The sequence below is a fragment of the Streptomyces sp. DH12 genome (assembly GCF_020873895.1).
GTDB lineage: Bacteria > Actinomycetota > Actinomycetes > Streptomycetales > Streptomycetaceae > Streptomyces.
This window is the reverse complement of the sequence record NZ_JAHWGT010000017.1, coordinates 134,607-161,027: the sequence shown is the minus strand read 5'-3', so window position 1 is coordinate 161,027 and position 26,421 is coordinate 134,607. Positions and strand designations below refer to the sequence as shown.

Genomic DNA, 26,421 nt, shown 5'->3' with positions numbered 1-26,421 from the left:
CTTCGGTCTTTCGTGTCTCCAGCCTAGCAGATCCGATTTCCTTCTCTGCCACCCGCTGGAGCGGGCTGCCGGGCCGTTCTCCGCTTTCGCGTTTCCCTTTCCGGCGATTCCGACTCTATCAGATCCGTTTTCCGTTCCGTTTCCGGTCCGGATTCTGTTTCCGATGGCCATCGGGGGCCTTTTGCCTTTCGGCTTGATCCGACTTTATCAGACTGATCTCCGCCGATTTCACGGCCGGGATCCGGATAAAGGGAATCGATTAGCTCCGGCGAGAACCTGACCGGTTCCGTCTCGAAGCAAGAGAGAATCTACCCGCTGCGCTCGAACTTGTCCAGTCCGACGCAACCGTTTGAATCTACCTCCCCACCGCTCCTGTGTCAACAGGTTTGGCGGGCGAAGAGGACAGTAGCAGGTCGGCGGGGTGCGACGCACATCAGGCGGCGGTCGGCAGCTCCGCGCTGCGGTCGGCGGCCTCCACGTCGCCCGCCTCACCGGCCCTGGCCGCGCGGCCGCCGAGGACGTACACGTACAGGAGGAACGCGGCCTCGGCGGCGACGCCGATGGCGATGCGGGCCCAGGTGGGCAGGCCGGAGGGGGTGACGAAGCCTTCGATGACGCCGGCCACGAGCAGGACCAGGGCCAGGCCGACGGCCATGCCGACGGCGGCCCTGCCCTGTCGGGCGACGGCCGTGCGGCGGGAGTACGGGCCCGGGTCGATGAGCGTCCAACCCAGGCGCAGGCCGGTCCCGGCGGCGACGAAGACGGCGGTGAGCTCCAGCAGGCCGTGCGGGAGGACCAGGCCGAGGAAGGTGTCGAGGCGGCCCGCGGACGCCATGAGGCCGATGCCGACGCCCAGGTTCAGCATGTTGACGAAGAGGATCCACAGCACGGGGAGGCAGAGGAAGGCTCCCAGGACGAGGCACAGGGCGGCGGCGCGGGCGTTGTTCGTCCACACCTGGGCGGCGAAGGAGGCCGCGGGGTGGCTGGAGTAGTAGGTCTCGTAATCGCCACCGGGGCGGGTCATCTGGCGGAGTTCGTCGGGGGCCGCGATGGCGGACTGCACCTCGGGGTGGGCGCCGATCCACCAGCCGATGAGTGCGGCGAGCAGGGTGGAGAGGACGGCCGTGGGGATCCACCAGTGGCGCGAGAGGTAGACGGCGGCGGGGAAGCCGGCGGTCAGGAAGTGCGCGGCGTCGCGCCAGGAGGCCCGGCGGGTTCCCGTGACGGTGGCGCGGGCACGCGCCACGAGCTGGGTGAGCCGTGCGGTGAGCGCGGGGTCCGGCGCCGTGGTCTGGATGACGGAGAGGTGGGTGGCGGTGCGCTGGTAGAGCGCGACGAGTTCGTCCGCTTCGGCGCCGGTGAGGCGGCGGCCGCGGCCCAGGAGGTGGTCCAGGCGGTCCCACTCGGCTCGGTGGGCGGTGACGTAGACGTCGAGGTCCATGATCGGCTGCGGCTCCTGGGCACGGGGGTGCATACGGTGCGTACTCCTGCGGCGCGTTGTCGGCCAGCTTGGCAGACTGGCGTGGGGAGCGGTCGGGCGAGGTCGGAGAAGGGGTGGGCGGCGTGAGTGAGGTCGTGACGGGGGACGCGGTCGTCCTGGGTTTGCGGCCGGCGCGGCTGCCGAGCCGGGCGTTGGCCCTGCTCGTCGACCTCGTGGTGGTGTGGGTGGCGTTCCTGCTGGTGTCCATCGGTCTCGCGTTCGCCACGGCGTCGCTGGACGAGGCGGCGGCGATGGCGGTGTCGGTCGCGTCGTTCCTGCTGGTTCTGGTGGGCGGGCCGATAGCCGTGGAGACGTTGAGTCACGGGCGGTCGCTGGGGAAGCTGGCGTGCGGGTTGCGCGTGGTGCGGGATGACGGGGGGCCCATCCGGTTCCGGCACGCGCTGGTGCGGGGGTTGATCGGGATGGTGGAGATCCTGATGAGCTTCGGGGTGATCGCGTGTATCGCCTCGCTGGTGTCGGCGCGCGGGCGGCGGGTGGGTGACGTGTTCGCGGGGACGCTGGTGGTGCGGGAGCGCGTGCCGGTGGGGCGTACGGCGCCGGTGCCTCCTCCGCCGCCGTGGCTGGTGGGGCGGTTCTCGCAGCTCGACCTGTCGGCGGTGCCGGATTCCCTGTGGCTGGGGATACGGCAGTACCTGACGCGGATGGGGCAGTTGGACCCGGCGGCGGGGCGGGTGCTGGCCGAGCGGTTGGCGGACGAGCTCGTGGCGCGTACGGGGGCGCCTCCGCCGCCGGGGGTGCCGGCTGCGGCGTTTCTGGCGGCCGTGGTGCACGAGCGGCAGGCGCGGGACGCGCGGCGTGTGGCGCCTGCGGCGGGTGTGGGTGTCGGGGCGGCAGCGGGTGTAGGGCCGGCGGTGGGTGCGGGGGTTGCCGGGTCGGGTGGTTCGGGGTTTGGCGGTGCCAGCGGGTTTGGCGGTGCCAGCGGCTTTGGTGGTGCCGGTGGGATTGATGGTGCCGGTGGTGTGGGGGTGACTGCGGCCGGGCGCGGGGCGGGTGGCGGTACGGGGCGGGGGGCGTCTTCGTCCTCGTCCTCCAGCGGGTTCGCGCCGCCCTCGTAGGTCGGTTCCCGGCAGGCGGGGCGGGCAGCGCGGGCTTCGGCGGCCTCGGGGCGGGTCAGGCGAAGGTGGAGGGCGGGCTCTGCAGGTCCTCCAACTCGATGCCGGGAGCGGCGAGGACGACGTCGCCGGCGATGTGGACGGCGTGCCGTTCACCGGTGTCGAGGGTGGTGACCTGGTACTCGTCCACTGTCAGGGGGCCGTTGTCAGTGGGGTGCGCTTCACTTCTCAGCAGTGCCCAGGACTGGTCGACGGTGAGGGGGGCGAGGACCGGGTCCGTGAGGGCGACGAGGCGGACGCGGGTGGCGCCGGACCCGGGGGCGAGGCGCAGCAGCCGTGTCAGGGCGACGAGGAAGGCCGGGGAGGTGCCGGTGAAGGCGTGGGCGGGGACGTTGCCTTCTGTGGCGTGGGTGCCGGTGGGGTCGGTGCGGACCCAGGTGACGCCGTCGAGTGCGGCGCCTCGTACCTGCCAGCCGCCTGCGTGCATTTCGAGGCGGAGGGGGCGGCCGAGGGCGTCGAGGGTGAGGTCGACGGAGCCGGCGTGGTCGCCGGAGGGGGTGGTGGTCTGGGCGACGTAGCGCCAGCCGGAGGGGCCGGGCGCGCAGTGGAAGTGTTCTTCGCCGAGGGGGGTGTGGTCGTGCGGGTCGTGGAGCGAATAGCGGCCGCGGGGCATGGGTCCTCGGGGTTCTGGTCGGGGTCGCGGCGCCGGCGGTGACGGCGGGGGCAGTGGCCGGGTCGGCGCCGGGTCGGCCGGGTACGGGGCAGGCCCCCGGCACGGGGGTGCGGGGGCCTGCCTGTCCATCTGCTGCTGCGGGCGCGGCCGTGGGTGGCCGCGGTGTCGGGCCGGGGCCCGGACGGGTCAGTAGCGGTAGTGGTCCGGCTTGAAGGGGCCTTCGACCTGGACGCCGATGTAGTCGGCCTGCTCGGGGCGGAGCGTGGTGAGCTTGACGCCGAGCGCGTCGAGGTGGAGCCGGGCGACCTTCTCGTCGAGGTGCTTGGGCAGCACGTAGACGTCGGTCGGGTACTGCTCGGGCTTCGTGTACAGCTCGATCTGGGCCAGGGTCTGGTCCGCGAAGGAGTTGGACATCACGAAGGACGGGTGGCCGGTGGCGTTGCCCAGGTTCAGCAGGCGGCCCTCGGAGAGGACGATGATCTTCTTGCCGTCGGGGAAGGTCCAGGTGTGGACCTGCGGCTTGACCTCGTCCTTGACGATGCCGGGGATGCGGGCGAGGCCGGCCATGTCGATCTCGTTGTCGAAGTGGCCGATGTTGCCGACGATCGCCTGGTGCTTCATCTTGACCATGTCGGTGGCCATGATGATGTCGCGGTTGCCGGTGGTGGTGATGAAGATGTCGGCCGTCTCGACGACCTCGTCGAGGGTCGTGACCTGGTAGCCGTCCATCGCGGCCTGAAGGGCGCAGATGGGGTCGATCTCGGTGACGATGACGCGGGCGCCCTGGCCGCGGAGGGACTCGGCGCAGCCCTTGCCGACGTCGCCGTAGCCGCAGACGACGGCGACCTTGCCGCCGATGAGGACGTCGGTGGCGCGGTTGATGCCGTCGATGAGGGAGTGGCGGCAGCCGTACTTGTTGTCGAACTTCGACTTGGTGACGGCGTCGTTGACGTTGATCGCCGGGAAGAGGAGGGTGCCGTCGCGGTGCATCTCGTACAGGCGGTGGACGCCCGTGGTGGTCTCCTCGGTGACGCCGCGGATCTCGGAGGCGAGGCGGGTCCACTTCTGCGGGTTCTCGCCGAGGGTGCGGTTGAGGAGGCTCAGGATGTGGGCGTACTCCTCGCTGTCCGCGGTGGAGGGGTCCGGGGCCTCGCCGATCTTCTCGAACTCGACGCCCTTGTGGACGAGGAGGGTGGCGTCACCACCGTCGTCGAGGATCATGTTGGGGCCGCCAGTGGGGGCGTCCGGCCAGGTCAGAGCCTGCTCGGTGCACCACCAGTACTCCTCCAGGGTCTCGCCCTTCCAGGCGAAGACGGGGATGCCCCGCGGGTCGTCGGGGGTGCCGTCGGGGCCCACGGCGATGGCGGCCGCGGCGTGGTCCTGGGTGGAGAAGATGTTGCAGGAGGCCCAGCGGACCCGGGCGCCGAGGGCGACGAGGGTCTCGATGAGGACGGCGGTCTGCACGGTCATGTGCAGGGAGCCGGTGATGCGGGCGCCGGCCAGGGGCTGGGACGCGGCGTACTCCTCGCGGATCGCCATGAGGCCGGGCATCTCGTGCTCGGCGAGGGAGATCTCCTTGCGGCCGAACTCGGCCAGGGAGAGGTCGGCGACCTTGAAGTCCTGCCGGTTGTCGACAGTCGTCATTTCGGGCTGCTCCTCGTGGTACGGGTCGAGGTGGGTACGGCTGGCTCCGCCGTGGCGGACACACGGATGCCCGGACACGTGCGGTGCAGTCGTCGGAGGCCCTCTCTCCCTCGGCCGGTCCGTCGGGACCGCCCGACCGCCATCAGCAGCGACGTCTGGCTCTTTTCGAATCTACACCGACGGGGTGCGCGGGCTTCAAGTCCGTCGGGGCGGGTTCCGGTCGGCCGGCCGCCGGGGTGTCCGGGCGTCGGGGTGTCCGGGCGTCGGGGCGGGGGTGAGGGGGTGAGGGCTCGGGTGGGCGTGGGTGGGGACGGGGAAGGCCCCGGGGGTGGGGCCGGGGCCTTCGGGTGCCGGGTGGGCCGGCGGCGGTCGTCGCGCGGCCGGTGGCGGTCGGCGCTGGTGGCGGGGCGGGCGCCGGTGGTGGCGGGGCGGGCGCCGGTGGGTCGGCGGCCGGCCCCGGCGGTCAGCGGGTGGCCTTGAGGATGTCCGGCTCCAGGTAGATGACCCGGGCGATCGGGACGGCGGCGCGGATGCGCGCCTCCGCGGCGTCGATGGCGGCGGCCACCTCGGACGCGGTGTCGTCGTGCTGCACGGCGATCTTCGCGGCGACGAGGAGTTCCTCGGGGCCGAGGTGGAGGGTGCGCATGTGGATGATGCCGGTGACGGTGGTGCCGTCGACGACGGCGTTCTCGATCTTGCGGACCTCCTCGATGCCGGCGGACTCGCCGAGGAGGAGGGACTTGGTCTCGACGGCGAGGACGATCGCGATGAGGATCAGCAGCGCGCCGATGCAGAGGGTGCCGATGCCGTCCCAGACGCCGTCGCCGGTGATGAGGGCGAGGCTGACGCCGACGAGGGCGAGGATCAGGCCGACGAGGGCGCCGAGGTCCTCCAGGAGGACGACGGGCAGTTCGGGCGCCTTCGCGGTACGGACGAAGTCCTTCCAGGAGCGCTTGCCGCGGACCTCGTTGGACTCCTTGATGGCGGTGCGGAAGGAGAACGTCTCGGCGATGATCGCGAAGACGAGGACGCCGACGGGCCAGTACCAGGCCGTGATCTCGTGCGGGTGCTTGATCTTCTCGTAGCCCTCGTAGAGGGCGAACATGCCGCCGACCGAGAAGAGGACGATGGAGACGAGGAAGGCGTAGATGTACCGCTCGCGGCCGTAGCCGAAGGGGTGCTGCGGTGTCGCGTCCCGCTTCGCCTTCTTGCCGCCGAGCAGGAGGAGTCCCTGGTTCCCGGAGTCGGCGAGCGAGTGCACCGACTCGGCGAGCATCGATGACGAACCACTGAAGAGGAACGCCACGAACTTGCTCACCGCGATCGCCAGATTGGCGACGAGTGCCGCCACGATCGCCTTGGTTCCGCCTGACGCGCTCATGCGTGTCCTGTCCCTTCGCTGGTCCCCGGTGGGCTCTTGGATTCGGCCTGATCTTTACGGCGGGTCATTGTCGCAGCCCTGGGAAGCGGGGATCACTCAGGCCACCACGGTGGCCCGGAAGAGGGTCCCGGCACCGGACAGTTCGACGGGTTCGCCGGCCGGGACGAACACGGACCCGCCCGGGGCGAGGGTGAGGTCGCCGACGCGGGGCGTGCCCGCGGTGGCGAGGAGGATCTGCGGGGTGCGGGCGGTGAGGTCCACGGGCGCGGCGCCCTCGGGGCGGGCGTAGCGGGAGAGGCGGAACTCCTCGACGGGGGTCTCGTAGACCTCCTCGCCGGTGGGGGACGCCTCGGGGCGCAGGATCCCGGGGTCGCCGGCGGTGAAGCGGACGACGCGCAGGAGTTCGGGGACGTCCACGTGCTTGGGGGTGAGGCCGCACCGCAGGACGTTGTCGGAGTTGGCCATGACCTCCACGCCCAGTCCGCTGACGTAGGCGTGCGGGACGCCCGCGGGGAGGTAGAGGCCCTCGCCGGGCTGGAGCAGGACGTGGTTGAGGAGGAGCGCGGCGAGGACGCCGGGGTCGCCGGGGTGGTGGTGGGCGAGGGCGGCGTACGGGGCGTGGGCGCCGCCGAGGCGTTCGCAGGCGGCCGCGGTCTCGGTGACGGTGGCGGCCATGGCGTCGGGGTCGGCGGTGAGGACGGCGGTGAGGACCTCGCGCAGGGCGGCGTCCTCGGGGTGGGCGCGGAGGAGGTCCACGTACGGCTTGAGGGAGTCGACGTCGAGGGCGGCGAGGAAGTCGGCGGTCTCGGCGGGGGCGCGGAAGCCGCAGAACCCTTCGAAGGGGGTGAGGGCGCAGAGCAGTTCGGGCTTGTGGTTGCCGTCGCGGTAGTTGCGGTGGGGGGCGTCGAGGGGGATGCCCGCGCTCTCCTCGGCGGCGTGGCCGGCCCGCGCCTGGTCCTGGTCGGGGTGGACCTGGAGGGAGAGGGGGGCCGCGGCGGCGAGGAGCTTGAGGAGGAAGGGCAGGCGGGGGCCGAAGCGGGCGACGGCGGCGGGGCCGAGTTCCTGCTCCGGGTCGGCGGCGATGACGTCGGTGAGCGGCACCTCCCGCTCGCCGCCGTCGGGGGTGGGGCGGGTGACGCGGGAGGGTGCGCCGGGATGGGCGCCCATCCACATCTCGGCCTGGGGCTCGCCGGTGGGGGCGGTGCCGAGCAGTTCCGCAATGGCCGTCGTGGAGCCCCAGGCGTAGGGGCGGACGGTGTTGGAGAGGCGGTCCATGGGCGGTGCTTTCGTGTGCGTGCCGGGCGGGGCCGGGGCGTGCGTGCCGGGGCGGGGGCCTCCGGGGGCGGGCGGGGGTCGGGCCCGCCGGGTCGGGCGGGGCCGGTGGCTCCGCCGTCGCGCTGCGGTGGCGGGGCTCCGGGTCGACGCCGGTGACCGGGCGTCGGGTGCGGGCGGTGGGGCTTCGGGTGCCGGTGACCGGGGTTCGGGTGCCGGCGGCGGGGTCAGGGGCGTCCGGCGGAGGCCAGGGCCAGGTAGCAGGCGGCGAAGTCGGTCACGGCGAGCAGCTCGGCGAGGGCTTCGAGCGGGCTGCCCTCCTCCGGTTCGAGTTCGCTGATGGCCGTGTCGTGGCCGAGCGCCACTTCCCGGGCGGCGGGGGCGGCGGTCAGGCCGCCGGCGTCGGCGGGCCGGTCGCGCAGGAGGACGACGCGGGCGTGCAGGGCCTGCGGGTCCTCGACGCGGTCGCGGAAGAAGTCGTCGGGGTCGGCGCCCGCGGCGAAGTCCCCGGCGAGGAGGCCGCCGTGGGCGGGCAGCGCCTCGGGCAGCTCGCCGGCGAGGGCCGGGCGGCCGGCGATCTCGGCGAGGACGGCGGCGAAGCGGCGGCCGACGGGGGCGGCGGTGCCCTCGGTCCAGATGAGGGGCAGGGTGTCGGCGAGCTCCGCGGCGAGGGTCTTGGCCGGGTTGCTGTACGTGGCGACGGCGGGGCCGCAGCGTTCGGCGACGCGGTCGAGGCGGTCGGCGACCTTCTCCAGCGCTTCGGCGGGCGCGGTGAACAGGCCGACGCGGTCGAGGAGGGCGAGGAGCGGCGTGAGCAGCGCCCACAGGGCGCCGGGGCCGGGGGCCTGCTGGGCCTCCTCCTCGTACCGTTCGTGGGACGCGGCGGCCATGGGGACGACCAGGCCGTGGGTGCCGTCGACGGCCTCCGCGATCGGTGAGCCCTTGGGGGCGACGGAGACGACGGTGACGCCGCGGCGGTACGCCTGCTCGGCGAGGAGGGCGAGGCCGGGTTCGGAGCCGTCGGTGGTCGGGATGAGCAGCAGGTCCACCGGGCCGGCCCAGCCCGGCAGGGTCCAGCGCAGGGCGCCGGCGGCCGGGGCGACGCCGGTGGGGTGGAGCCGGGTCACGGGCGCGGACGCCCCGGCGAGGGCCGCGATCAGGTCGGCGACGCCGGTGGCGGCCGTACCGGTACCGGCCACGAGGACGGTACGGGGGCGGCCTTCGGCTTCGAGCGCGGTCACCCCGGCCTCCGTGGCGTGCCGGGCCGCGGTGCGTACGAGGGCCCCGGCTCCGGCGGCGCCGCGCAGGAGGCCGCGGCGGTCTGCCCGGGCGAGGGCTTCGGGGTCGTCGAGCAGTGACTCGTCGAGCATGGGCGGGGCCTCCGGTCGCCGTTGCGGGATGTCGCCGGGCAGTGCGCGTCGCGGTCAGGCGGGGTGGCGGGCCTCGTCGACGAGGAGCACCGGGATGCCGTCCCGTACGGGGTAGGCCAGGCCGCAGTCGTCGCCGGTGCACAGCAGCTCGGGCGTCTCGTCGGTGGTGCGGTCGGCGAGGGGGGCGCGGCAGGCCGGGCAGGCGAGGATGTCCAGGAGGCCGGCTTCGAGCGGCATGGGGCGGGTCCCTTCGGGTGCGGCGGCGCCGGGGCGGTGGCCGGTCGGTGCGGCGGCCGGTGGGTCCGGGCGCGGACCGGGTGGCCGGTGCGGCGTCGTGGTGTGCTGCGTCGTGCGGGTGGTGCGTGCGGGTGGTGCGTGCCGCGTCGTGGTGCGGTGGGTGCGCGGCGACGCCAGCCTACCGCCGGGGGGCGGGGCACGGGTGGTGGCGCGGACCCCGGGGTGGCCGGGTGGTGTTGCGCTCGTGCCCCGTACCCCCGGCCCCACACCTCGTGTTCCGTTCCGGGTCCGGGTCCGGGTCCGGGTCCGGGTCCGGGTCCGGGTCGGGGTGGGGAGGCGGGGGCCGGGGCGCGCGGGGCGTGCGTCAGGAGGCGCGGACGAGGGCGAGCACCTCGTCGCGGACCTTCGCCATGGTGGCGTCGTCCTTCGCCTCGACGTTGAGGCGGAGCAGCGGTTCGGTGTTGGACGCCCGCAGGTTGAACCACCAGCCGTCGCCCTGGACGGTCAGGCCGTCGAGTTCGTCGGTGGTGACGCCGTCGCGGCCGGCGAAGGACTCGCGTACGGCGGCGGCGCTGGCGGCCTGGTCGGCGACGGTGGAGTTGATCTCGCCGGACCCGGCGTACCGGTCGTACTCGGCGACGAGCGCGGACAGCGTGCCCTCCTGCCCGCCGAGCGCGGCGAGGACGTGGAGGGCGGCGAGCATGCCCGTGTCGGCGTTCCAGAAGTCGCGGAAGTAGTAGTGCGCCGAGTGCTCACCGCCGAAGATGGCGCCCGTGCGGGCCATCTCCGCCTTGATGAACGAGTGGCCGACGCGGGTGCGGACGGGGGTGCCGCCGTTCTCGCGGACGACCTCGGGCACGGACAGCGACGTGATCAGGTTGTGGATGACCGTGCCGCCGGGGTGCTTGGCCAGCTCGCGGGCGGCGACGAGGGCGGTCACGGCGGACGGGGAGACGGGCTCGCCGCGCTCGTCGACGACGAAGCAGCGGTCGGCGTCGCCGTCGAAGGCCAGGCCGAGGTCGGCGCCCTCGGCGCGGACGCGCTGCTGGAGGTCGACGATGTTGGCCGGGTCGAGGGGGTTGGCCTCGTGGTTGGGGAAGGTGCCGTCCAGTTCGAAGTACATCGGGACGAGCGTGAGGGGCAGGCCCTCGAACACGGTGGGGACGGTGTGGCCGCCCATGCCGTTGCCCGCGTCGACGACGACCTTCAGGGGGCGGATGGACCTGAGGTCCACCAGCGACCTGAGGTACTCCGCGTAGGCGGCGAGGGTGTCGGTCCTGGTCACCTCGCCGGGGGTGGCGGCCGGGGCCGGGGCGCCGGAGTCGCGCCAGCCCTCGACGAGCGCGCGGATCTCGCCGAGGCCGCTGTCCTGGCCGATGGGGGCGGCGCCGGCGCGGCACATCTTGATGCCGTTGTACTGCGCCGGGTTGTGGGACGCGGTGAACATGGCGCCCGGCAGGCCGAGGTGTCCCGACGCGAAGTACAGCTGGTCGGTGGAGCACAGCCCGATCAGGGTGACGTCGGCCCCCTGGGCGGCGGCTCCGCGCGCGAAGGCGCCGGACAGGCCGGGCGACGAGGGGCGCATGTCGTGGCCGACGACGACGGCGTCGGCGCCGGTCACCCGGACGAAGGCGGCGCCGAACAGCTCGGCGAGTACCTCGTCCCACTGATCCGGTACCACTCCGCGGACGTCGTACGCCTTGACGATCTGCGACAGATCAGCAGTCACTGACCAACCTCCTGCGAGCCTGTGTGGGGTACACAAGCTACCCGCCGGTGTGGCGGGGACACGCGGAGGGACGTGCCAGGGGCGTACCGGGCCGTACCGGGGAGGCGGGCCGGGCGGCGGGCGGGCGGTGGCCGGGACGGGCGCGGTGAGGCGTCAGGAGTCCGGGGAGCGCAGGACGCGCAGGTGCCCGCGGCGGCCGACCTCGACGGGGTCCCCGCCGCGGCCGCCGGACTTGCCGCCGGCCTGGGCCGTGCGTTCCTGCGGGCGGGCGGCCTCGCGCACGGCGTTGGCGAGGGCCTCCAGGTCGTCACCGCTGGGGCGCGTGGGGCCGGAGGCGTCGGAGAGGCGGACGACCTCCCAGCCGCGGGGCGCGGTGAGGCGCTCGCTGTGCTCGGCGCACAGGTCGTAGCAGTGGGGTTCGGCGTAGGTGGCGAGCGGGCCGAGGACCGCGGTCGAGTCGGCATAGACGTACGTCAGTGTCGCGACGGCAGGGCGGCCGCACGCGGTGCGCGAACAGCGACGTACAGGGCTCACGACGTTGGACGGTACCGCACTCTTGAGCGGGCCGCGACGACTCTCCACCAGGTCACTCGCCCGTGTCGCGGTGTGACGTCGGGCACAGAGGGGTGCGGGAGGGCCGCCCGGACCTGCGGGGACGGGTGCGCGGGCGGGCGCGGTGGGGCGCGGGGCGGCCGGTCCGCCGGGGGTGCGGGGGGCGGCTCGGGGGGTTCGCGGGTGTGGGCCGATCGGAGGCCGTGCCGGATCGCGCCGGTGCCTGGCCGGATCGCACCCCGGGCGGTGCGGGGGCGGGCCGGGGCGGTGGGGGTGTGCGGGGCCACGCAGCGCGCTCGGGAGGGCTACGCTGCGTCAGGTGATGGACAGTCCCGGAGCATCCCGTCCGACCGAGCCCCGCCCGCGCCGCCGTGACCGCCACGGGCGCGGGATGCGCGGGCCCGTGGCGCCGCCGCAGGTGCCGCTGTCCGCCTCCCGGGGGGACACGTTCCGGGACCTCGTGCAGGACTCCGTGGAGCGGCTGGAGCGGCGGTGGCCGCAGCTCGCCGAGGTGGACTTCATGGTGCTGGAGGTGCCGGCCGCGCCGGACGACTCGGTGCCGCTGGGCAGCTCGGCACCGGCGACGCGCGAGCGGTCCGCGCGCGTGGTCGTCTACCGGCGGCCGGTGGAGCTGCGGGCCAAGAGCCGCGACGAGCGGGCGCTGCTCGTCCACGAGGTGGTCGTCGAGCAGGTCGCCGACCTGCTGGGGCTGGCGCCCGAGTCGGTGGACCCGCGGTACGGGGAGGACTGACCGACGCCCTGCCGGCCGCCGGTCCTCCGCTGGCCCGTCCCCCGGGGCGCCACGCGGCGGCGGGCGACGGTGGGTGGGGTCGGGGCCGCGCCGGGTCACCTCCTCGGGGTCGGCGGCCTCGCGTACCGCGGGAAGTCACCCCCATGACGCCGCCGACCTCTGCGGGGGCGACCCGCCACGGCCCCTCCGCTGCCGTCGGCCGACTGACGGGCGCCGGGGGGCGGGCCTCCCCCGGGGGTGCTCGGCCCGGTCAGTCCTCCAGGACCGACAGGTCCTGTTGCGCGCGCGGGACGGCCACCCTGCCGCGGTCGTCGGCGAGGGTCTGGACGGTGAACATCGCGATGCCGTCCTGCGGCAGGGCCAGCATGCGCGCGGCGTGCACGGGGCCGCCGGAGACGGTCCGGACGGTCAGGGCGTAGGAGCCCTTGAGCCCGGCCGGTACGGGCGGGGTCACGGACAGGGTGGTGCCCGCCTTCACCGTGTACGTCTTGGTCGTGGGCGTGCCGCCCTCCGTCCCGGCGGACGCCGTCACCTCGACCTCGGCGGCCCCGGCGGGCGCGGTGAGGGAGAGGGTGGTGCCCTTGGCGCGGTTGTCGGCGACGGTCGCCTGCTCCCCCACCGGGCCGGTCGCCGGGATGAACGCGACCTCCTGCTTCTCACCGGAGCCCCGGATCACGCGCAGAGCGGCGACGACGGGCGTGGCCCTGCTCTTCTGGGCGGGGGTGAGCAGCAGCGCGCCGGCCTCGCCGTTGGTGAGGCCCTTGAGGTCGGCTGAGGCGGTCATCCGCGACTTGACGCGGATCGTCTCCTGGACGGCGGGGGTGATCGTGCCGGTCGCGCCGACGAGCTGGATCCTCATCTCGGCGTCGTCCTCGCCCGGCGTGTAGGCGATGAGCTGCACGGACGTGGCGTCGGCGGGGATGCCGGGCAGGACGAGCGTGCCGGCCGGGTCGGCGGAGGCGGGCAGCCAGTCGCTGCCGAGCTGGTCGACGGCGGAGCGGACGACGGCGCCGACGCGGCCGCTGCGCGTCGTGACGTGCACGGTGACGTCGGAGGTGGCCGGGTCGGCGGTCAGCGTGGACAGCAGGACCGGGACGCTGGAGCGGGCGGGGACGGGGATGCCGTCGGTGAGCTGCGACTTGAGCGGGCCCTCGGGTCCGAACAGCTCGACGTCGACGACGGCGGCGCTGTCGTCGGGGTTGGTGAGGTGGACGTAGTCGCGCCGGTTCTCGGCGGTGGAGGTGCCGGGGAACCAGAAGGCGGTGTCGGGCGCCGAGCAGCCGACGCCGAGCAGGCCGCGCGCGCCGCCGGCCGGGACGAGCGTCGTCTGCTGGGTGGTCCAGCCGGGGGCGAGGCGGCCGGAGGCGACGCCGATGAGGGCGGGCGCGTCGGCGCCGTCCGCCTGCGCCGCGACGGGCTTGCCGGGCGCGGTGGCGGTGAGGACGGCCTTCTCGGCGGCCGGCGGCTTCTTGGCGGCGGCCGCGTCGGCGGTGTCGGCCGGCTTGTCTGCCTTCCGCGCGTCCGCCTTCCCAGGGGCGGCGGTCGTGTCCTGGACGGCGGCGGACGGCTTCAGCTCGGCGAGGTCCGGCACCTTCGCCCCGCCGGCCCCGCCCGTACCGGGTGCCGTGCCGCCGGGGGCGTCGCCGGCGCCGGGGGTGAAGGAGGTGTACGTCGTCTCGGCGACCTCGGAGGAGCTCGGCGCCGGGCACAGCAGGCTGCTGCGCTCGACGGGCAGCCGGGCGGGCGCCGCGCCGGCGGCGGTGGCGGCGTCGGGGGCGGGCGCGGTGAACGTGGCGACCCCGGTGAGGGCCGCCAGGGCCGTCGCGGCCGCGAGGAGGGAGAGGGTGCTGCGGTTCACTGGTGGCTGCTCCCGTCGGGACGCTGCTCGTTCTCGTGGCCGTACGGGTCGTACCGGTCCTGCGGGTACGGATACCGCGGGTCGTACTGCTGCGGGTCGTGCTGCTGCGGGTCGTACGGGACGCCGTACGCGGAGGGGTCGTACGGCTCGGACGGGTCGTACTGCCGGTACGCGGCGGCGCCGCCGTGGGGCGCCTGGTGGGGTGCCTCCGGCTGCGGGGCGTACGGCTGCCCGTCGTGGGGCTGTCGGGCGTATGACTGCCGGTCGTGCGGCTGCCGGCCGTACGGCTGGGCGTACGGCTCCCCGTAGGGCGAGCCGCCGTGGTCGGGGGCGGCCGGCGGGGCGGGGACGCCGGGGGCGTCGCCCCAGTCGGTGGCGGGGCGGCTGCCGGGGGCCGGCATGGCGTACGGGTCGGCGTCGGCCGCCGGGTCGGGCTCGTGGGCCTCGATCCCGGCGCCGTCGGTGTCGGCGGCGGCGCGCAGCCGGCGGGCGCGGCGGCCGTCGCCGGTGGTGTCCTGGGCGGGCAGGGCGACGGCCTCCTCCGGCAGGTCGTCGTCGACGTCGCGGCGGCGGCCGGGCAGGGCCAGGACGAGCAGGAAGACGGCGAGGGAGCACTGGGCCCAGATCCACGCGGCGTGGGTGAGGGGCGCCCGGTACGTCAGGTCGAGGCGGCCGCCGTGGGTGGGGAGTTCGAAGCCCTGGGCCCAGCCGTCGACGGTGGTCTTCTCCAGGGGCTCACCGTCGAGGGTGGCCCGCCAACCGTCGTCGGCGCGGTCCGCGACGCGCAGGATCCTGCCCGGCCCGCCGGCGGGGATGTCGTCGTGGGCCTCGACCGGGCCGGAGCCGACGGGCTGCGGCTCGCCCCCGCCGGCGGCGGCCCCGGGGACGATGACGACGCGGGCGACCTGGCGGTCGACCCGCCACAGGGCGCTGCCGTCGCGCTGGCTGAGCCGGCTGAGGCCGGGGGTGGCGTCGAGGACGCGGCCCATTTCGCGCGGGGCGCCGTCGCGGACGAGCACGTACCGGATGGCGAAGCCCCTCAGCTCGGCGGTTTGGTCCGCGCCGGAGCCGGCGACGAGGTGCGCGACGACCTTGTCGAGGCGCGGGTCGCCGCCGGCCGTGGCGGTCAGCTCGGCGTCGCCGAGGCGGGCGCCGGAGCCGCGCACGAGGGCGTAACCGACCTGGGCGGTGGAGGGGCCGTCGAGGACGAGGGTGCGCGGCTGGTCGCGGGTGCCGCTCTCCTCGGCGACGAACGCCGGGACCTGCGTGGGGTCGCGGCGCTCCAGCGGTCCGGCGGCGCCGCCGATCATCCACGTCACGGCGGAGACGAGGGGGCCGACGGCGGCGGCGAGGGCGATGAGCGCGGCGACGGGCTGGCGCCAGCCGAAGCTCTGGGCGGCGACGCGGGTGCGGCCGCCCTCGGCGCCGAGCATGCCGGCGGCGAGCAGGGCGAGGCCGTACACGAGGGTGGCGGGGCCGGCCCAGCCGGTGCCGTGCTCGCCGGAGCCGTTGGTGAGGACGGCGAAGAGGAGGGCGACGAGGGCGACGGCCCAGGCGCAGTGGACGGCGAAGCGCCGCTCGGCGCGGAGCAGGGCGGCGAGGGCGGCGAGGACGAGGCCGATCAGGACGAGGCCGCCGACCGTGCGGGGGCCGCCGGGGCTGGTGCCGAGGAGGTCGAGCGCGGAGGCCGGGCCGGTGCGGATCCGCGTGCCGGCCTCCGTCAGGAAGGCGGCCGGGTCGGTCAGCAGGGTCAGCGACCAGGGGGCGAGGAGCAGCAGCGGCGTGCCGGCGACGGCGACGAGGCGCAGCCCGTAGGCGGTGATGTCGTCGCGGCGCAGGGCGAGGGCGGCGACGCCGAGGACGACGGCGAGCGGCCACACGACGGGCGTGAACGCCATCGTGAAGGTGAGCAGGAAGGTGTACGCCCAGGTGGCGCGCCAGCTGCCGCGGGGGGCGCCGCGGCCGCCGCCGCGCAGCCCGTAGGCGGCGACGGCGGCGCGGGCCACCAGGGGCAGGACGATCGCGAGGACGGCCGTGCCGAGGCGGCCGGTGGCGAGGGCGCCGGTGGCGGCGGGCAGGAAGGCGTAGGCGACGGCGCCCCACGCGCGCAGGAGCCGGGACTCGACGAGGGAGCGCGAGGCGAAGTAGGCGGTGAAGCCGGCGAGCGGCACCGAGCAGACGAGCAGCACCGTCAGGGCGAAGCCGGTGGAGCCGAGGAAGAGCCCGGACAGGCCGGCGAGGAGGGCGAGGTAGGGCGGGGCGCTCTGGGTGCCGCCGGTGCCCAGGGGGTGCCAGGCGTCGGCGTACCGGCCCCACAGCTCGCCGACGGTGTCGGGGACGGGCAGGAGGGCGCCGCCGGCGAGGGAGCCGCCGCCGAAGAGGCCGCGGCAGGCGACGAGGGAGACGAGGAGGAGCAGGGCGAAGAGGACCGGGCCCGGCTTGCGGGCGATCTTCTTGAGCCGGGCGAACTGCTCGATCTCCAGGTAGTCGGCGTCGTCGCCGCCGGGGCCGGACTCGACGGCGCCGTGCCGCGAGCCGCCCGCGTCGGCGTCGCCGCCGCCCATGTTGGAGGCGACCTGTTCGACGGTGGCGCGGACGGTGGCGCCCGGGGGCGGGAAGAGGGGCCGCAGTTCGGCGGCGTCGACGGCGCGGGAGGCGCGTCTGCGGCGGGCGGCGAGGATCCGCCCGGGGCGGAGCAGGACGCCGAAGAGGCCCATGACCTCGTCGACGGCCTGGACGGGTGCCTTGCCCACGAGGTAGGCCAGGGTGCGCAGCAGGGTGCCGAGCAGGAGCCGGACGAAGACGTACGGCAGGGCGGCTCCGCGCGCGTTGGCGAGGAGGGTGTAGACGGCTCCGGCCTTGTCGACGCGGTGCGGGTTGGCGACGGAGCGGCCGGCGCAGTCGACGGTGCGGCGCTCGCGGGAGGCCGCCTCGGCGTGGCGGACGACGGCGTCGGGGGCGACGAGGACGCGGTGGCCCGCGGTGTGGACGCGCCAGCACAGGTCGACGTCGTCGCGCATGAGGGGCAGGCGGCGGTCGAAGCCGCCGAGCTCCTCGAAGACGTCGCGGCGCACGAGCATGCCGGCGCTGGAGACGGACAGGACGGGGCGGATCTGGTCGTGCTGGCCCTGGTCCTGCTCGCGGCGGTCGAGGCCGGTCCAGCGGCGGCCGCTGTTGGCGATGGAGACGCCGACTTCGAGGAGCTGCTTGCGGTCGTACCAGCCGAGGAGCTTGGGGCCGACGACGGCGGCGTACGCGTCGGAGTCGGCGACGCGGAGCAGTTCGGCGAGGGCGTCGGGGGCGGGGGCGCAGTCGTCGTGGAGGAGCCACAGCCACTGGACCGGTTCGCCGTGGGGCAGCTCCGGCTGGTCGTAGGCGTCGTCGCGCCAGGTCCTGCTGGCGGGGTCCCAGCCGCTGGGCCGCTTCAGGTACGGCAGGTCGTCGGGGCCGAGGACGGGTGCGGAGCGCACGGCCTCGTCGACGGCGGCGCCGAAGCCGGTCCGGCGGGCGAGGTGCAGCACCCGCTCGTCGCCGAGGGCCTCGCCGACGAGACGGGCGGAGTCGTCGGCGCTGCCGGTGTCGGCGGCGACGGCGTACTGCACGGGCCGCTCCTGACCGAGGAGTCCGGCGAGGGCGTCCGGCAGCCAGCGGGCCCCGTCGTGGGAGACGAGCACGGCGGTGACGACGTGCCGCGGGAACTCGGGCTGCTGCGGCGGGGATGCGGCGGAAAACGCGGCTGTGGTGGCGGACATCGAGGTACGGGCCCTCCGGCCGGGGGGTCGCCCGCGTCGCGGGGCGTCGGAGCGTCTTTGACGGGGCTCCACACTAATGGCTGGCACGACAGCGGTCCGCCGCCTGTGGACAGACCACGGGCGGCGGGCGGTCGGCGGGGTGCGGGGCGGTCGTCGTCCGCGGTGGGGAGGGCCGTCGGCGGCCGACGGCCCGGGGTCGGCGGGCGCCGGGCCCGGTGGCCGGGGGCGGTTGCCGAGGGCGGTTGCCGGGGAAGACGGCCGAGGCCCGGTGGGCCAGGGCGGCGGCCGGGCCGGTGGGCCAGGACGGCGGCCGGAGGGGGCCTGCGCGCTGGTCGGCGGAGTCCGCCCCCTGGTCAGGCGGGCGCCGTGGCGGCGCGGCCGACGACGGCGGGCCGGCGCGGGCGGTGGTGGTCCGGGTACGTACGGCGGCGCGCATCCCGGGCCGGGGTGGCGCTGCGGCGGCCCCCAGGGGGCGGCCCGGGGCCCCTGGCGGGGCTGCCCGCGTACTGCCGCGGCGCTGCGCGCGGGGCGGCGGCCTGCCCGGGTCGGCTGGGCGGCCCGCCCGAGGTGGCGGGGCCTGAGGCGGGCGGGTGGCCACGGGTGCGGGCCCCGTACCCGCCGGCGCGGTCCCCACGGGGCCGCGGTCCGGGAGGGTCAGACGGCCGCCTTCTTCAGACGGCGGCGCTCACGCTCGGAGAGGCCGCCCCAGATTCCGAATCTCTCGTCATTGGCCAGTGCGTATTCGAGGCATTCCGAACGGACTTCACAGGCAAGGCATACCTTCTTTGCCTCGCGCGTGGATCCGCCCTTCTCGGGGAAGAAGGACTCGGGGTCGGTCTGGGCGCACAACGCGCGCTCCTGCCAGCCGAGTTCCTCGTCCGCGTCCTCGACCAGCAGCTCCTGGAACAACTCGGTCATGTGCGCCCCTCGTCTGTCATCAACATCCCCGTGATGCCGCCGTTTCCCTTTTTTCCGGCCGAACGACACGAGTGAAATTACAAGTGTGTAGCTCCGGGGCAGTCAAGCTGGGATCTGCTATTGGGCCCGGTATTCACTCTGCGGAACCAAAGGTATGCGGTAAGTGTTCATATCGGTAAAAATGAGACACCCGCCGCTCCTTCCGCGCTCCGTCCATGACGTCTCTCCCGTGGAGGACGTCCCTAACGTCGGCCGTGTTGCGGCCGGTTCGCCGAAGCGATCCGGATCACAGTCAGGTCACGACCGCTCGGGGGCGTTTGCGCGGGCGGTTCCTGCGCCATGTGTCCCCGACTCCCGCCGCACAAACCTTTCTCCCGGCCCAGTAACCGGATGAGGTGAAACATTGCGGCCAAACCGGGCATCGGGTTGACAGAGGATTCGCGCCAGGCCACCTTTGAGGGCATGCCAGCGACCACAGCGCCCTTCGCGACCCACGATGCCCGTGGGTTCCGCCGCGCTGTCCACGCGCGCTGTTGCTGTTCCTGCTGTTGATGCCCTAGCGCTCCAGCCCCCTCCCCGGCGCGTCCCACGCCGCACGCGCGCACGTCCCGGTCCCCCGGACCCCGCGCGCAGCCGCACCCGCACCGCCCTCCCGCCGACCACGCTCAGCCGAGGACACATCCCAGCCATGAACAGCGACAGCGACCTCCAGATCGCCGGCGACATCCTCGCCGTCCAGCACCTCCTCCAGCCGGAGAAGGAGCACCCCGACACCGTCGCCGAGTACGCCGGGCTCGCCCGCTCCATCGCCGCCGACCGCTCCCGGTGGGCGCACCTCGTCGCGTACGACGCCACCACCCGCTGGTACCACCGGCTGCGCACCGGCCCCGGCTACGAGGTGTGGCTGCTGTCCTGGCTGCCCGGCCAGGGCACCGGCGGCACCCACGACCACGGCAGGTCGTCCGGCGTGCTGACCGTGCTGGACGGCGAGCTGACGGAACGTACGGCGACGGGCGTGCGGACGCTCCGCCGGGGCGCGCAGCGGGTGTTCGCGCCCGGCTACGCGCACGGGATCGTCAACGATTCGCTCGAACCGGCCGTCAGCCTGCACGTCTACTACCCGGGTCTGACCGAGATGCCGATGCACGGCGGCCCCGCGGTCGTCCACAGTTCCGCCCCGCGTGCCCGGAGCGGGTCCTCCGCCTGACAAACTGCCCGTATGCGCATGGTGGTTCTGGCCGGTGGCATCGGCGGTGCCCGTTTCCTGCGCGGCCTCAAGCGGGCCGCGCCCGACGCGGACATCACGGTCATCGGCAACACGGGTGACGACATCCATCTGTTCGGGCTGAAGGTCTGCCCCGACCTCGACACGGTGATGTACACCCTCGGCGGTGGCATCGACGAGGAACAGGGCTGGGGGCGGGCCGACGAGACGTTCCAGGTGAAGGCGGAACTCGCGGCGTACGGGGTGGGACCCGAGTGGTTCGGCCTCGGCGACCGGGACTTCGCCACGCACATCGTCCGCACGCAGATGCTGGGCGCCGGCTACCCGCTGAGCGCCGTCACCGAGGCGCTGTGCGACCGGTGGCGGCCGGGCGTGCGGCTGCTGCCGATGTCCGACGACCGGGTGGAGACGCACATCGCGGTCGAGCTGGACGGCGAGCGGCGGGCCGTGCACTTCCAGGAGTACTGGGTGCGGCTGCGCGCCTCCGTCGACGCGCACGCGGTCGTGCCCGTCGGCGCCGAGCAGGCCAAGCCGGCGCCCGGCGTGCTGGAGGCGATCGCCGAGGCGGACGTCGTGCTCTTCCCGCCGTCCAACCCGGTGGTGAGCGTCGGCACGATCCTCGCGGTGCCCGGCATCCGGGAGGCGGTCGCCGAGGCCGGCGTGCCGGTCGTCGGGCTGTCGCCGATCGTCGGGAACGCCCCGGTGCGCGGCATGGCCGACAAGGTCCTCGCCGCGGTCGGCGTCGAGGCGACGGCCGCGGCGGTCGCCCGGCACTACGGCTCGGGCCTCCTCGACGGCTGGCTCGTCGACACCGTCGACGCGGACGCGGTGGCCGAGGTGGAGGCCGCGGGCATCCGCTGCCGGGCCGTCCCGCTGATGATGACCGACGTGGACGCCGCCGCGGCGATGGCACGCGAGGCACTCGCCCTCGCCGAGGAGGTACGCGGGTGACGGCCGGCTACCGGGTCTGGGCGCCGGCCGGGATACCGGAGGTCGCGCAGGGCGACGACCTCGCGGAGCTGATCGCCGCCGTCGAGCCGGACCTGGCCGACGGCGACGTCGTCATCGTCACCTCCAAGATCGTGAGCAAGGCGGAGGGCCGCGTCGTCGCCGCCGCGGACCGCGAGGCCGCCATCGACGCCGAGACGGTCCGCGTCGTCGCCCGGCGCGGCTCCCTGCGGATCGTCGAGAACCGCAACGGCCTCGTCATGGCCGCCGCCGGCGTCGACGCGTCGAACACCCCGGCCGGGACGGTCCTGCTGCTGCCCGAGGACCCCGACGCCTCGGCGCGGGCGATCCGCGCGGGGCTGCGGGCCCGGCTCGGCGTCGACGTCGGCGTCGTCGTCACCGACACGTTCGGGCGACCCTGGCGCAGCGGCCTGACGGACGTGGCGATCGGGGCGGCCGGGGTGCGGGTCCTGGACGACCTGCGCGGCGGCACCGACGCCCACGGCAACCCGCTCGTCGCGACGGTCGTGGCCAGCGCCGACGAGCTGGCCGCCGCCGGGGACCTGGTGAAGGGCAAGACCGCCGGGCGGCCCGTCGCCGTCGTACGCGGCCTGCCTCACCTGGTGGCCGGGGACGGCGAGGACGTGCGCGGGGCGCGGGCCCTGGTGCGCGGCGCGGACGGCGACATGTTCCGGCTCGGCACGTCCGAGGCGGTGCGCGAGGCCGTCACCCAGCGCCGTACCGTACGGGCCTTCACCGGCGACCCGGTCGACCCCGGCGCCGTGCGGCGGGCGGTCGCCGCGGCGGTGACGGCGCCCGCCCCGCACCACACCACGCCGTGGCGGTTCGTGCTGCTGGAGTCCGCCGAGTCGCGGGTGCGGCTGCTGGACGCGATGCGGGACGCGTGGGTCGCCGACCTGCGGGCCGACGGGCTCGGCGAGGAGGCCGTCGCCCGGCGCGTCCGCCGCGGGGACGTGCTGCGCGACGCGCCGTACCTGGTGGTGCCCTGCCTGGTGGCGGACGGCGCCCACGCCTACCCGGACGAGCGCCGGGCCGCGGCGGAGCGGGAGATGTTCGTCGTCGCGGCGGGGGCCGGCGTGCAGAACCTGCTGGTGGCGCTGGCGGGCGAGCGGCTCGGCTCGGCGTGGGTGTCGTCCACGATGTTCTGCCGCGACGTCGTACGGCGCGTGCTGGACCTGCCGGAGGAGTGGGACCCGATGGGCGCCGTCGCCGTCGGCCGGCCGGCGCAGCCGCCGCGGCCCCGGCCCGCGCGGGACCCGGAGGCGTTCCTCACGGTGCGGTGAGGCCCGGCCGCGCCGGCGGGACGGGGCCCGGCGCGGGCCGGTCCCGGCCGGCCGGTGCGCGCCCCGGCCGTCGAGCCGTGGGGTACGCGAGCGGGAAGCGTCCCGGTCAGAGCGGGGCGATGTCGCGCGGCGTCATGCGCGGGGCGCGGCGGGGCGGCGTGCGCCCGCTGAGCAGGACCAGCCGGGCGGCGCGGTGGCGCTGGCCCGCGTACGGCTCCAGCAGCTCCAGCATCCGCGCGTCGTCGGCGTCCCGTTGGTCGGCCAGGGCGTGGCCGATGACGCCCGGCAGGTGGTAGTCGCCGGTCGACACCGCGTCCGGGGCCCCGTTGCTGCGCTGGACGGTCTCCGCCGACGTCCACGGGCCGATGCCCGGGACCAGCTCCAGGCGGCGCCGGGCCTCCTCGGGCTCCATGCCGGCCGCCTCCTCCAGACGGCCCGCCACCCGTACCGCGCGCAGCACGGTCGCCGAGCGCTTGCCGTCGACACCCGCGCGGTGCCACTCCCACGACGGGACGAGCGCCCAGGTCCGCGGCTCGGGCACCACGGCCAGCCGCAGCTCGGCCGGGGCGCCCGGCGCGGGCTCGCCGTACCCGCGCACCAGCAGCCGCCAGGCCCGGTACGCCTCGTCGGTGGTGACCTTCTGCTCCAGGATCGAGGGGATGAGCGACTCCAGCACCAGCCCGGTGCGCAGCAGCCGCAGGCCGGGGCGGCGCTGCCGGGTCACGGCGAGCAGCCGGTGGCGGGGGGTGAACGCGTCCGGCTCGTCCAGGGCGCCGAGCAGCACCGGGAGCCGGTCGAGGAGCCAGTCGGCGCCGGCGCCCCACGCGTCCGCCTCGACGGTGCCGCCCCGCGCGGCGACCCGGAGCGTGCCGGGGCCCTCCGGCGTCCGGCAGGTGCGCCAGAACGCGCCGTCGGGTGTCGCCCGGTACGTGGGGTCGGCCGGGCCGCGGCGCAGCGGGCCGAGGGTGAGGCCGAGGTCCAGGGGCCAGGGCGGGGCCCACGTGCGGTGGCGGGGGCTGTGCCGCCCGCCGGCCTGCGGGGGGACGACGGGCCGCCGGTCGCCCGCGCCCCGCCCGGCCGGCTCATTGGCGGCGGCCACCCCGCCGGAAGCGACGGCCCCGCCGGCCGGGAGCGCCCCACCGGGCCCGCGGCCTCCGGGTACGCCGGCGGCGCCGCGCGCGGTCGTGCGCGGGGGGCGGGGGGCGTAGCGGCCGGCCACGGGGGCTCCTGCGGTGGGGTCGCGGAGGTCCGGGGATGCGGAAGTCCGCCAGTCGTCGGGTGCGGGGTCCCGAACAGGGTAGTCCCGCACCGCCCGACTGTCCCGGCGGGCGCCTACTGGTCGGAGGAGAAGCGCACCGCGCCGGCGGGCAGCCGGGCGCCGCACCAGACGCGCACGCCGTCGCGCAGCTCGTTGTCCGCGCCGACGTGGGCGCCGTCGCCGATCACCGCGCCGTGCAGGACGGCCCGGGCACCGATCCGGGCGCCCTCGCCGACGAGCGAGTCCGTGACGACCGCGCCGGGCTCGACGACGGCGCCGGCCATGACGGCGCTGCCGTCGATCCGCGCGCCCTCGCCGACGACGGCGCCGGCGCAGACGACGGTGCCGCCCGTGAGCTTGGCGTCGGCGGCGACCTCGGCGCCGTCCACGACGAGCCGGTCACCGCAGCGGCCCGGCACGGCCGGGGACGGGGCGCGGCCGAGGACGAGGTCGGCGGAGCCGCGGACGAACGCCTGCGGGGTGCCGAGGTCCAGCCAGTACGTGGAGTCGACCATGCCCTGGAGGTGGGCTCCGTCGGCGAGGAGGCCGGGGAACGTCTCGCGCTCCACCGAGACCGGCCGGCCGGCCGGGATGGAGTCGATGACCGACCGGCGGAAGACGTAGGCGCCGGCGTTGATCTGGTCGGTGACGATCTCCTCGGGCGTCTGCGGCTTCTCCAGGAATGCCGTGACCCGCCCCGTGGGGTCGGTGGGCACGAGCCCGAACGCCCGCGGGTCCTCGACCCGGGTCAGGTGCAGGGAGACGTCGGCGCCGGACGTCTCGTGGGTGTCGACCAGGGCGCGGATGTCGAGGCCGGTGAGGATGTCCCCGTTGAAGATGAGGACCGGCTCGTCCGGCCCCGACGTCAGCCGCTCCGCGACGTTGCGTATCGCGCCGCCGGTGCCCAGGGGTTCCACCTCGGTGACGTACTCCAGGTGGAGGCCGAGGGACGAGCCGTCGCCGAAGTACGGCTCGAAGACCTCCGCCAGGTACGAGGTCGCCAGGACGATGTGCTCGACGCCGGCCGCGCGGGCCCGGGCGAGCTGGTGCGTGAGGAAGGGCACACCCGCCGCGGGCACCATCGGCTTCGGCGTGTTCACCGTCATCGGTCGCAGCCTGGTTCCCTTGCCGCCGACCAGGAGGATCGCTTCTGTCACCTGTCGTCTCTGCTTCCTGCTGGGCCGGTCGTCGGAGTGGTGGCCCGATCGGGCGGGCCGACCTTCTCGGAGATCGGATCGCTCAAATGATCGGCACGACCAGGCAGTGTAGGCAGATCCTAGGCAGACCTGGACAGACGGTTCGACACGGCCTTCGGGTCAGGACCTCCCCTGGTACTTGGCCGCCGCGGTGCGGATCGTGCCGAGCTTGCCGTAGAGCTTGGCGCCCGGGCACTGGGTGGAGTAGCCGTCCCGGTGGCCCGAGATGGTGTTCAGCTTCACCTTCGTGCCCTTCTTGTACCGGTTTCCGCCGCCCGACACCAGGGTGCTCTTGCCCTTCGGGTCCTTGCCGTAGAGGCCGAGCTTCCAGGCCGTCAGCTTGGCGACGCCCGTGACGGCCTTGGCCGCCGGGGTCGTGCTGCCAAACGAGCCGAGGACCGCGATGCCGGTGCTGTTGCTGTTGAAGCCGAGGGTGTGGGCGCCCTGGACGGGCTTCGCCACGCCGCCGGCGCGGCCTTCGTAGATCTTGCCGCACTTGTCGACGGCGAAGTTGTAGCCGAGGTCTCGCCATCCCATGCTCTTGACGTGGTAGCGGTAGATACCGCGCAGGACGGAGGGGGCCTGGGCACAGGTGTAGTTGTTGCCGGTGGCGCTGTGGTGGACGAAGGCCACCTGGACGGACTTGGTGTAGAGGAACGACGGTTCGCGGATGCTCTCGTCGGCGCCCCAGCCCTTGCGCGTGACGATGGCCGGCCGGGGGGCGGTGTGCGCGGCGGGGGCGGCGGCCTCCGCCTCCTCCAGGGCGAGTTCGGGCAGCTCCAGGGCGCCCAGGGAGGCGCCCAGCTCGGAGTTGGCCGCCGAGGCGGCGGTCTCCTGCGGGGAGAGCGCGGCGCCCGAGACGGGGGCGACGGCGTCGAGGTCGATGGAGTGGTCCGCGCTCTCCTCCACCTCGGTGGGCGCGTCGACGGCCCCGTCGGGGACCTCGCCGACGACCTCGCCGATGCCCTCGTCGGCGCCTTCCTCGGCGCCTTCCTCAGCGCTCTGGTCGGCGTCGGCTTCGGCTTCGGCTTCGCCTTCGGCCTCCGTCTCGGTTTCCGTCTCGGTCTCGGTCTCGGTCTCGACATCGGCGTCGGCGTCGGCGGCCGAGCCGGTCGCCGGGCCGGTCGCCGGGTCCGTGTCGGCGGTCGCGCCCTGGCCGGTGCTCACATCGGCAGCGGGGTCCGGCGCGTCCTGGGCGGTCGGGTCGTCCGCGCCCGGCTCCGGCTCCGGGTCATCGCCCGGGTCCACCAGCTCCGCGTGCAGCCCGGCCGGCAGCGCGGGCGCCCGTCCCGCGCGGTCCTCGGCCGGCTCGGGCAGGACCCGCACCTCCACACCGTCCGAGTCGCCCACCCACAGCGGGGCCGTACCGCCGCGGACCGCGGTCGAGCGGGCCTCCGCCGAACCGGGGTCGGCGCCGTGGTCGTGCTGATGGGTCCCCAGCTCCTGCCAGGGCGACCACGCGCCGGTCCCGGTGGCGCGGGTACGCACCTGGACGGTGCCGTGCAGGTCGGCGTCGGGGTCGTCCCACACCACGCCGACCATCGAGAACGGGGTGACCTCCTGGCGCGGCAGGCCCCGGACGGCACCACCGCCGGGAGCCGTGCTGCGCTCGTCGCCGGGCAGCGGGACGAGCGGCAGGGATCGGGTGGCACCCGGGTCCGGCGTGTCGTCCTGCGCCGTCCCGGAAGGCGGGGCGGTCGAGGAGGCGGGGGCCCGGGTGGCCGCGTGGGCCGGGGAGAGGGGCATCGCGAGGGCGGGCGAGGAGGCGGTGGTGACCGCGACCGCTACGCCGATCAAGGG

General features: G+C 75.2%; 20 protein-coding genes. 5 read left to right on the top strand and 15 right to left on the bottom strand.

Translation table 11 applies throughout. The features are described 5' to 3' along the window. Positions 1 to 433: 433 nt before the first annotated feature. On the bottom strand, positions 434 to 1,441 hold the full coding sequence (locus tag LPA54_RS17930) for a stage II sporulation protein M (protein WP_228978885.1): 1,008 nt from the start codon (positions 1,439 to 1,441) through the stop codon (positions 434 to 436). A 122-nt stretch (positions 1,442 to 1,563) separates the two neighbouring features. On the opposite strand from LPA54_RS17930, the gene LPA54_RS17925 reads away from it, so the two are divergent. After that, positions 1,564 to 2,556, top strand: coding sequence for an RDD family protein (locus tag LPA54_RS17925; protein ID WP_228978856.1), 993 nt, complete (start codon positions 1,564 to 1,566; stop codon positions 2,554 to 2,556). Between the two features lie 55 nt (positions 2,557 to 2,611). Here LPA54_RS17925 and LPA54_RS17920 read toward each other — a convergent pair whose 3' ends face one another. From LPA54_RS17920 to LPA54_RS17885, 8 genes are all read right to left on the bottom strand, one after another. After that, positions 2,612 to 3,226, bottom strand: coding sequence for a hypothetical protein (locus LPA54_RS17920; protein ID WP_228978854.1), 615 nt, complete (start codon positions 3,224 to 3,226; stop codon positions 2,612 to 2,614). A gap of 186 nt (positions 3,227 to 3,412) precedes the next feature. Continuing rightward, positions 3,413 to 4,870 (bottom strand): adenosylhomocysteinase, encoded by a 1,458-nt coding sequence (gene ahcY, locus LPA54_RS17915; protein WP_228978852.1) that lies wholly within the window; start codon positions 4,868 to 4,870, stop codon positions 3,413 to 3,415. Positions 4,871 to 5,333: 463 nt separating this feature from the next. Further along, positions 5,334 to 6,251 carry a cation diffusion facilitator family transporter gene (locus tag LPA54_RS17910; protein ID WP_228978851.1) on the bottom strand — a complete coding sequence of 306 codons (918 nt, stop codon included), beginning with the start codon at positions 6,249 to 6,251 and terminating at the stop codon, positions 5,334 to 5,336. 96 nt (positions 6,252 to 6,347) lie between these two features. Beyond that, the gene (gene manA / locus LPA54_RS17905) at positions 6,348 to 7,526 is read right to left on the bottom strand and encodes a mannose-6-phosphate isomerase, class I (protein WP_228978849.1); all 1,179 of its coding nucleotides are present in this window, start codon (positions 7,524 to 7,526) and stop codon (positions 6,348 to 6,350) included. A 224-nt stretch (positions 7,527 to 7,750) separates the two neighbouring features. Further along, complete coding sequence (locus tag LPA54_RS17900; protein ID WP_228978847.1) at positions 7,751 to 8,893, bottom strand: SIS domain-containing protein; 1,143 nt, start codon at positions 8,891 to 8,893, stop codon at positions 7,751 to 7,753. Between the two features lie 54 nt (positions 8,894 to 8,947). Next, the gene (locus tag LPA54_RS17895; protein ID WP_228978845.1) at positions 8,948 to 9,130 is read right to left on the bottom strand and encodes a Trm112 family protein; all 183 of its coding nucleotides are present in this window, start codon (positions 9,128 to 9,130) and stop codon (positions 8,948 to 8,950) included. Between the two features lie 364 nt (positions 9,131 to 9,494). Further along, a complete protein-coding gene (locus LPA54_RS17890; RefSeq protein ID WP_228978843.1) occupies positions 9,495 to 10,859 on the bottom strand; it encodes a phosphomannomutase/phosphoglucomutase in 1,365 nt (454 codons plus the stop codon). A 153-nt stretch (positions 10,860 to 11,012) separates the two neighbouring features. Then, positions 11,013 to 11,441, bottom strand: coding sequence for a DUF3499 domain-containing protein (locus LPA54_RS17885; protein WP_228978841.1), 429 nt, complete (start codon positions 11,439 to 11,441; stop codon positions 11,013 to 11,015). A gap of 292 nt (positions 11,442 to 11,733) precedes the next feature. Between LPA54_RS17885 and LPA54_RS17880 the strand changes: the two genes are divergently transcribed. Next, a complete protein-coding gene (locus tag LPA54_RS17880; protein WP_228978840.1) occupies positions 11,734 to 12,162 on the top strand; it encodes a metallopeptidase family protein in 429 nt (142 codons plus the stop codon). Between the two features lie 250 nt (positions 12,163 to 12,412). Here the strand turns inward: LPA54_RS17880 and LPA54_RS17875 are convergent, their stop codons facing one another. The 3 genes from LPA54_RS17875 to LPA54_RS17865 form a co-directional block, all read right to left on the bottom strand. Next, positions 12,413 to 14,020, bottom strand: coding sequence for a DUF5719 family protein (locus LPA54_RS17875; RefSeq protein WP_228978838.1), 1,608 nt, complete (start codon positions 14,018 to 14,020; stop codon positions 12,413 to 12,415). Further along, positions 14,017 to 17,772 (bottom strand): glycosyltransferase family 2 protein, encoded by a 3,756-nt coding sequence (locus tag LPA54_RS17870; protein WP_228978836.1) that lies wholly within the window; start codon positions 17,770 to 17,772, stop codon positions 14,017 to 14,019. The genes LPA54_RS17875 and LPA54_RS17870 overlap by 4 nt, the downstream gene beginning before the upstream one ends. 654 nt (positions 17,773 to 18,426) lie before the next feature. After that, positions 18,427 to 18,690, bottom strand: coding sequence for a WhiB family transcriptional regulator (locus LPA54_RS17865; protein WP_023588371.1), 264 nt, complete (start codon positions 18,688 to 18,690; stop codon positions 18,427 to 18,429). 688 nt (positions 18,691 to 19,378) lie between these two features. On the opposite strand from LPA54_RS17865, the gene LPA54_RS17860 reads away from it, so the two are divergent. Genes LPA54_RS17860 through LPA54_RS17850 form a run of 3 tightly spaced genes read left to right on the top strand, consistent with a single transcriptional unit; the run spans position 19,379 to position 22,167 of the window. Then, positions 19,379 to 19,897: a cysteine dioxygenase family protein gene (locus LPA54_RS17860; protein WP_228978834.1), complete on the top strand. Its 519-nt coding sequence runs from the start codon at positions 19,379 to 19,381 to the stop codon at positions 19,895 to 19,897. A gap of 12 nt (positions 19,898 to 19,909) precedes the next feature. Then, positions 19,910 to 20,866 carry a 2-phospho-L-lactate transferase gene (gene cofD, locus LPA54_RS17855; RefSeq protein ID WP_228978832.1) on the top strand — a complete coding sequence of 319 codons (957 nt, stop codon included), beginning with the start codon at positions 19,910 to 19,912 and terminating at the stop codon, positions 20,864 to 20,866. Further along, positions 20,863 to 22,167, top strand: a complete 1,305-nt coding sequence (locus LPA54_RS17850) for a coenzyme F420-0:L-glutamate ligase (RefSeq protein WP_228978831.1) — start codon at positions 20,863 to 20,865, stop codon at positions 22,165 to 22,167. Before cofD ends, LPA54_RS17850 begins: the two co-directional genes overlap by 4 nt. 106 nt (positions 22,168 to 22,273) lie before the next feature. Here the strand turns inward: LPA54_RS17850 and LPA54_RS17845 are convergent, their stop codons facing one another. From LPA54_RS17845 to LPA54_RS17835, 3 genes are all read right to left on the bottom strand, one after another. Further along, positions 22,274 to 23,149, bottom strand: coding sequence for a DNA-3-methyladenine glycosylase (locus tag LPA54_RS17845; protein WP_228978883.1), 876 nt, complete (start codon positions 23,147 to 23,149; stop codon positions 22,274 to 22,276). Between the two features lie 350 nt (positions 23,150 to 23,499). Further along, positions 23,500 to 24,582: an NDP-sugar synthase gene (locus LPA54_RS17840; protein WP_308112869.1), complete on the bottom strand. Its 1,083-nt coding sequence runs from the start codon at positions 24,580 to 24,582 to the stop codon at positions 23,500 to 23,502. A gap of 159 nt (positions 24,583 to 24,741) precedes the next feature. Then, positions 24,742 to 26,418, bottom strand: coding sequence for an N-acetylmuramoyl-L-alanine amidase (locus tag LPA54_RS17835; protein WP_228978829.1), 1,677 nt, complete (start codon positions 26,416 to 26,418; stop codon positions 24,742 to 24,744). Between the last annotated feature and the right edge of the window lie 3 nt (positions 26,419 to 26,421).

Coding starts and splice junctions, on each gene's coding strand:
- LPA54_RS17930 (WP_228978885.1), bottom strand. CDS start 1,441: ATGGACCTCGACGTCTACGTCACCGCCCACCGAGCCGAGTGGGACCGC.
- ahcY (WP_228978852.1), bottom strand. CDS start 4,870: ATGACGACTGTCGACAACCGGCAGGACTTCAAGGTCGCCGACCTCTCC.
- LPA54_RS17900 (WP_228978847.1), bottom strand. CDS start 8,893: ATGCTCGACGAGTCACTGCTCGACGACCCCGAAGCCCTCGCCCGGGCA.
- LPA54_RS17880 (WP_228978840.1), top strand. CDS start 11,734: ATGGACAGTCCCGGAGCATCCCGTCCGACCGAGCCCCGCCCGCGCCGC.
- LPA54_RS17870 (WP_228978836.1), bottom strand. CDS start 17,772: ATGTCCGCCACCACAGCCGCGTTTTCCGCCGCATCCCCGCCGCAGCAG.
- cofD (WP_228978832.1), top strand. CDS start 19,910: ATGCGCATGGTGGTTCTGGCCGGTGGCATCGGCGGTGCCCGTTTCCTG.
- LPA54_RS17865 (WP_023588371.1), bottom strand. CDS start 18,690: ATGACCGAGTTGTTCCAGGAGCTGCTGGTCGAGGACGCGGACGAGGAA.
- manA (WP_228978849.1), bottom strand. CDS start 7,526: ATGGACCGCCTCTCCAACACCGTCCGCCCCTACGCCTGGGGCTCCACG.
- LPA54_RS17895 (WP_228978845.1), bottom strand. CDS start 9,130: ATGCCGCTCGAAGCCGGCCTCCTGGACATCCTCGCCTGCCCGGCCTGC.
- LPA54_RS17860 (WP_228978834.1), top strand. CDS start 19,379: ATGAACAGCGACAGCGACCTCCAGATCGCCGGCGACATCCTCGCCGTC.
- LPA54_RS17910 (WP_228978851.1), bottom strand. CDS start 6,251: ATGAGCGCGTCAGGCGGAACCAAGGCGATCGTGGCGGCACTCGTCGCC.
- LPA54_RS17920 (WP_228978854.1), bottom strand. CDS start 3,226: ATGCCCCGCGGCCGCTATTCGCTCCACGACCCGCACGACCACACCCCC.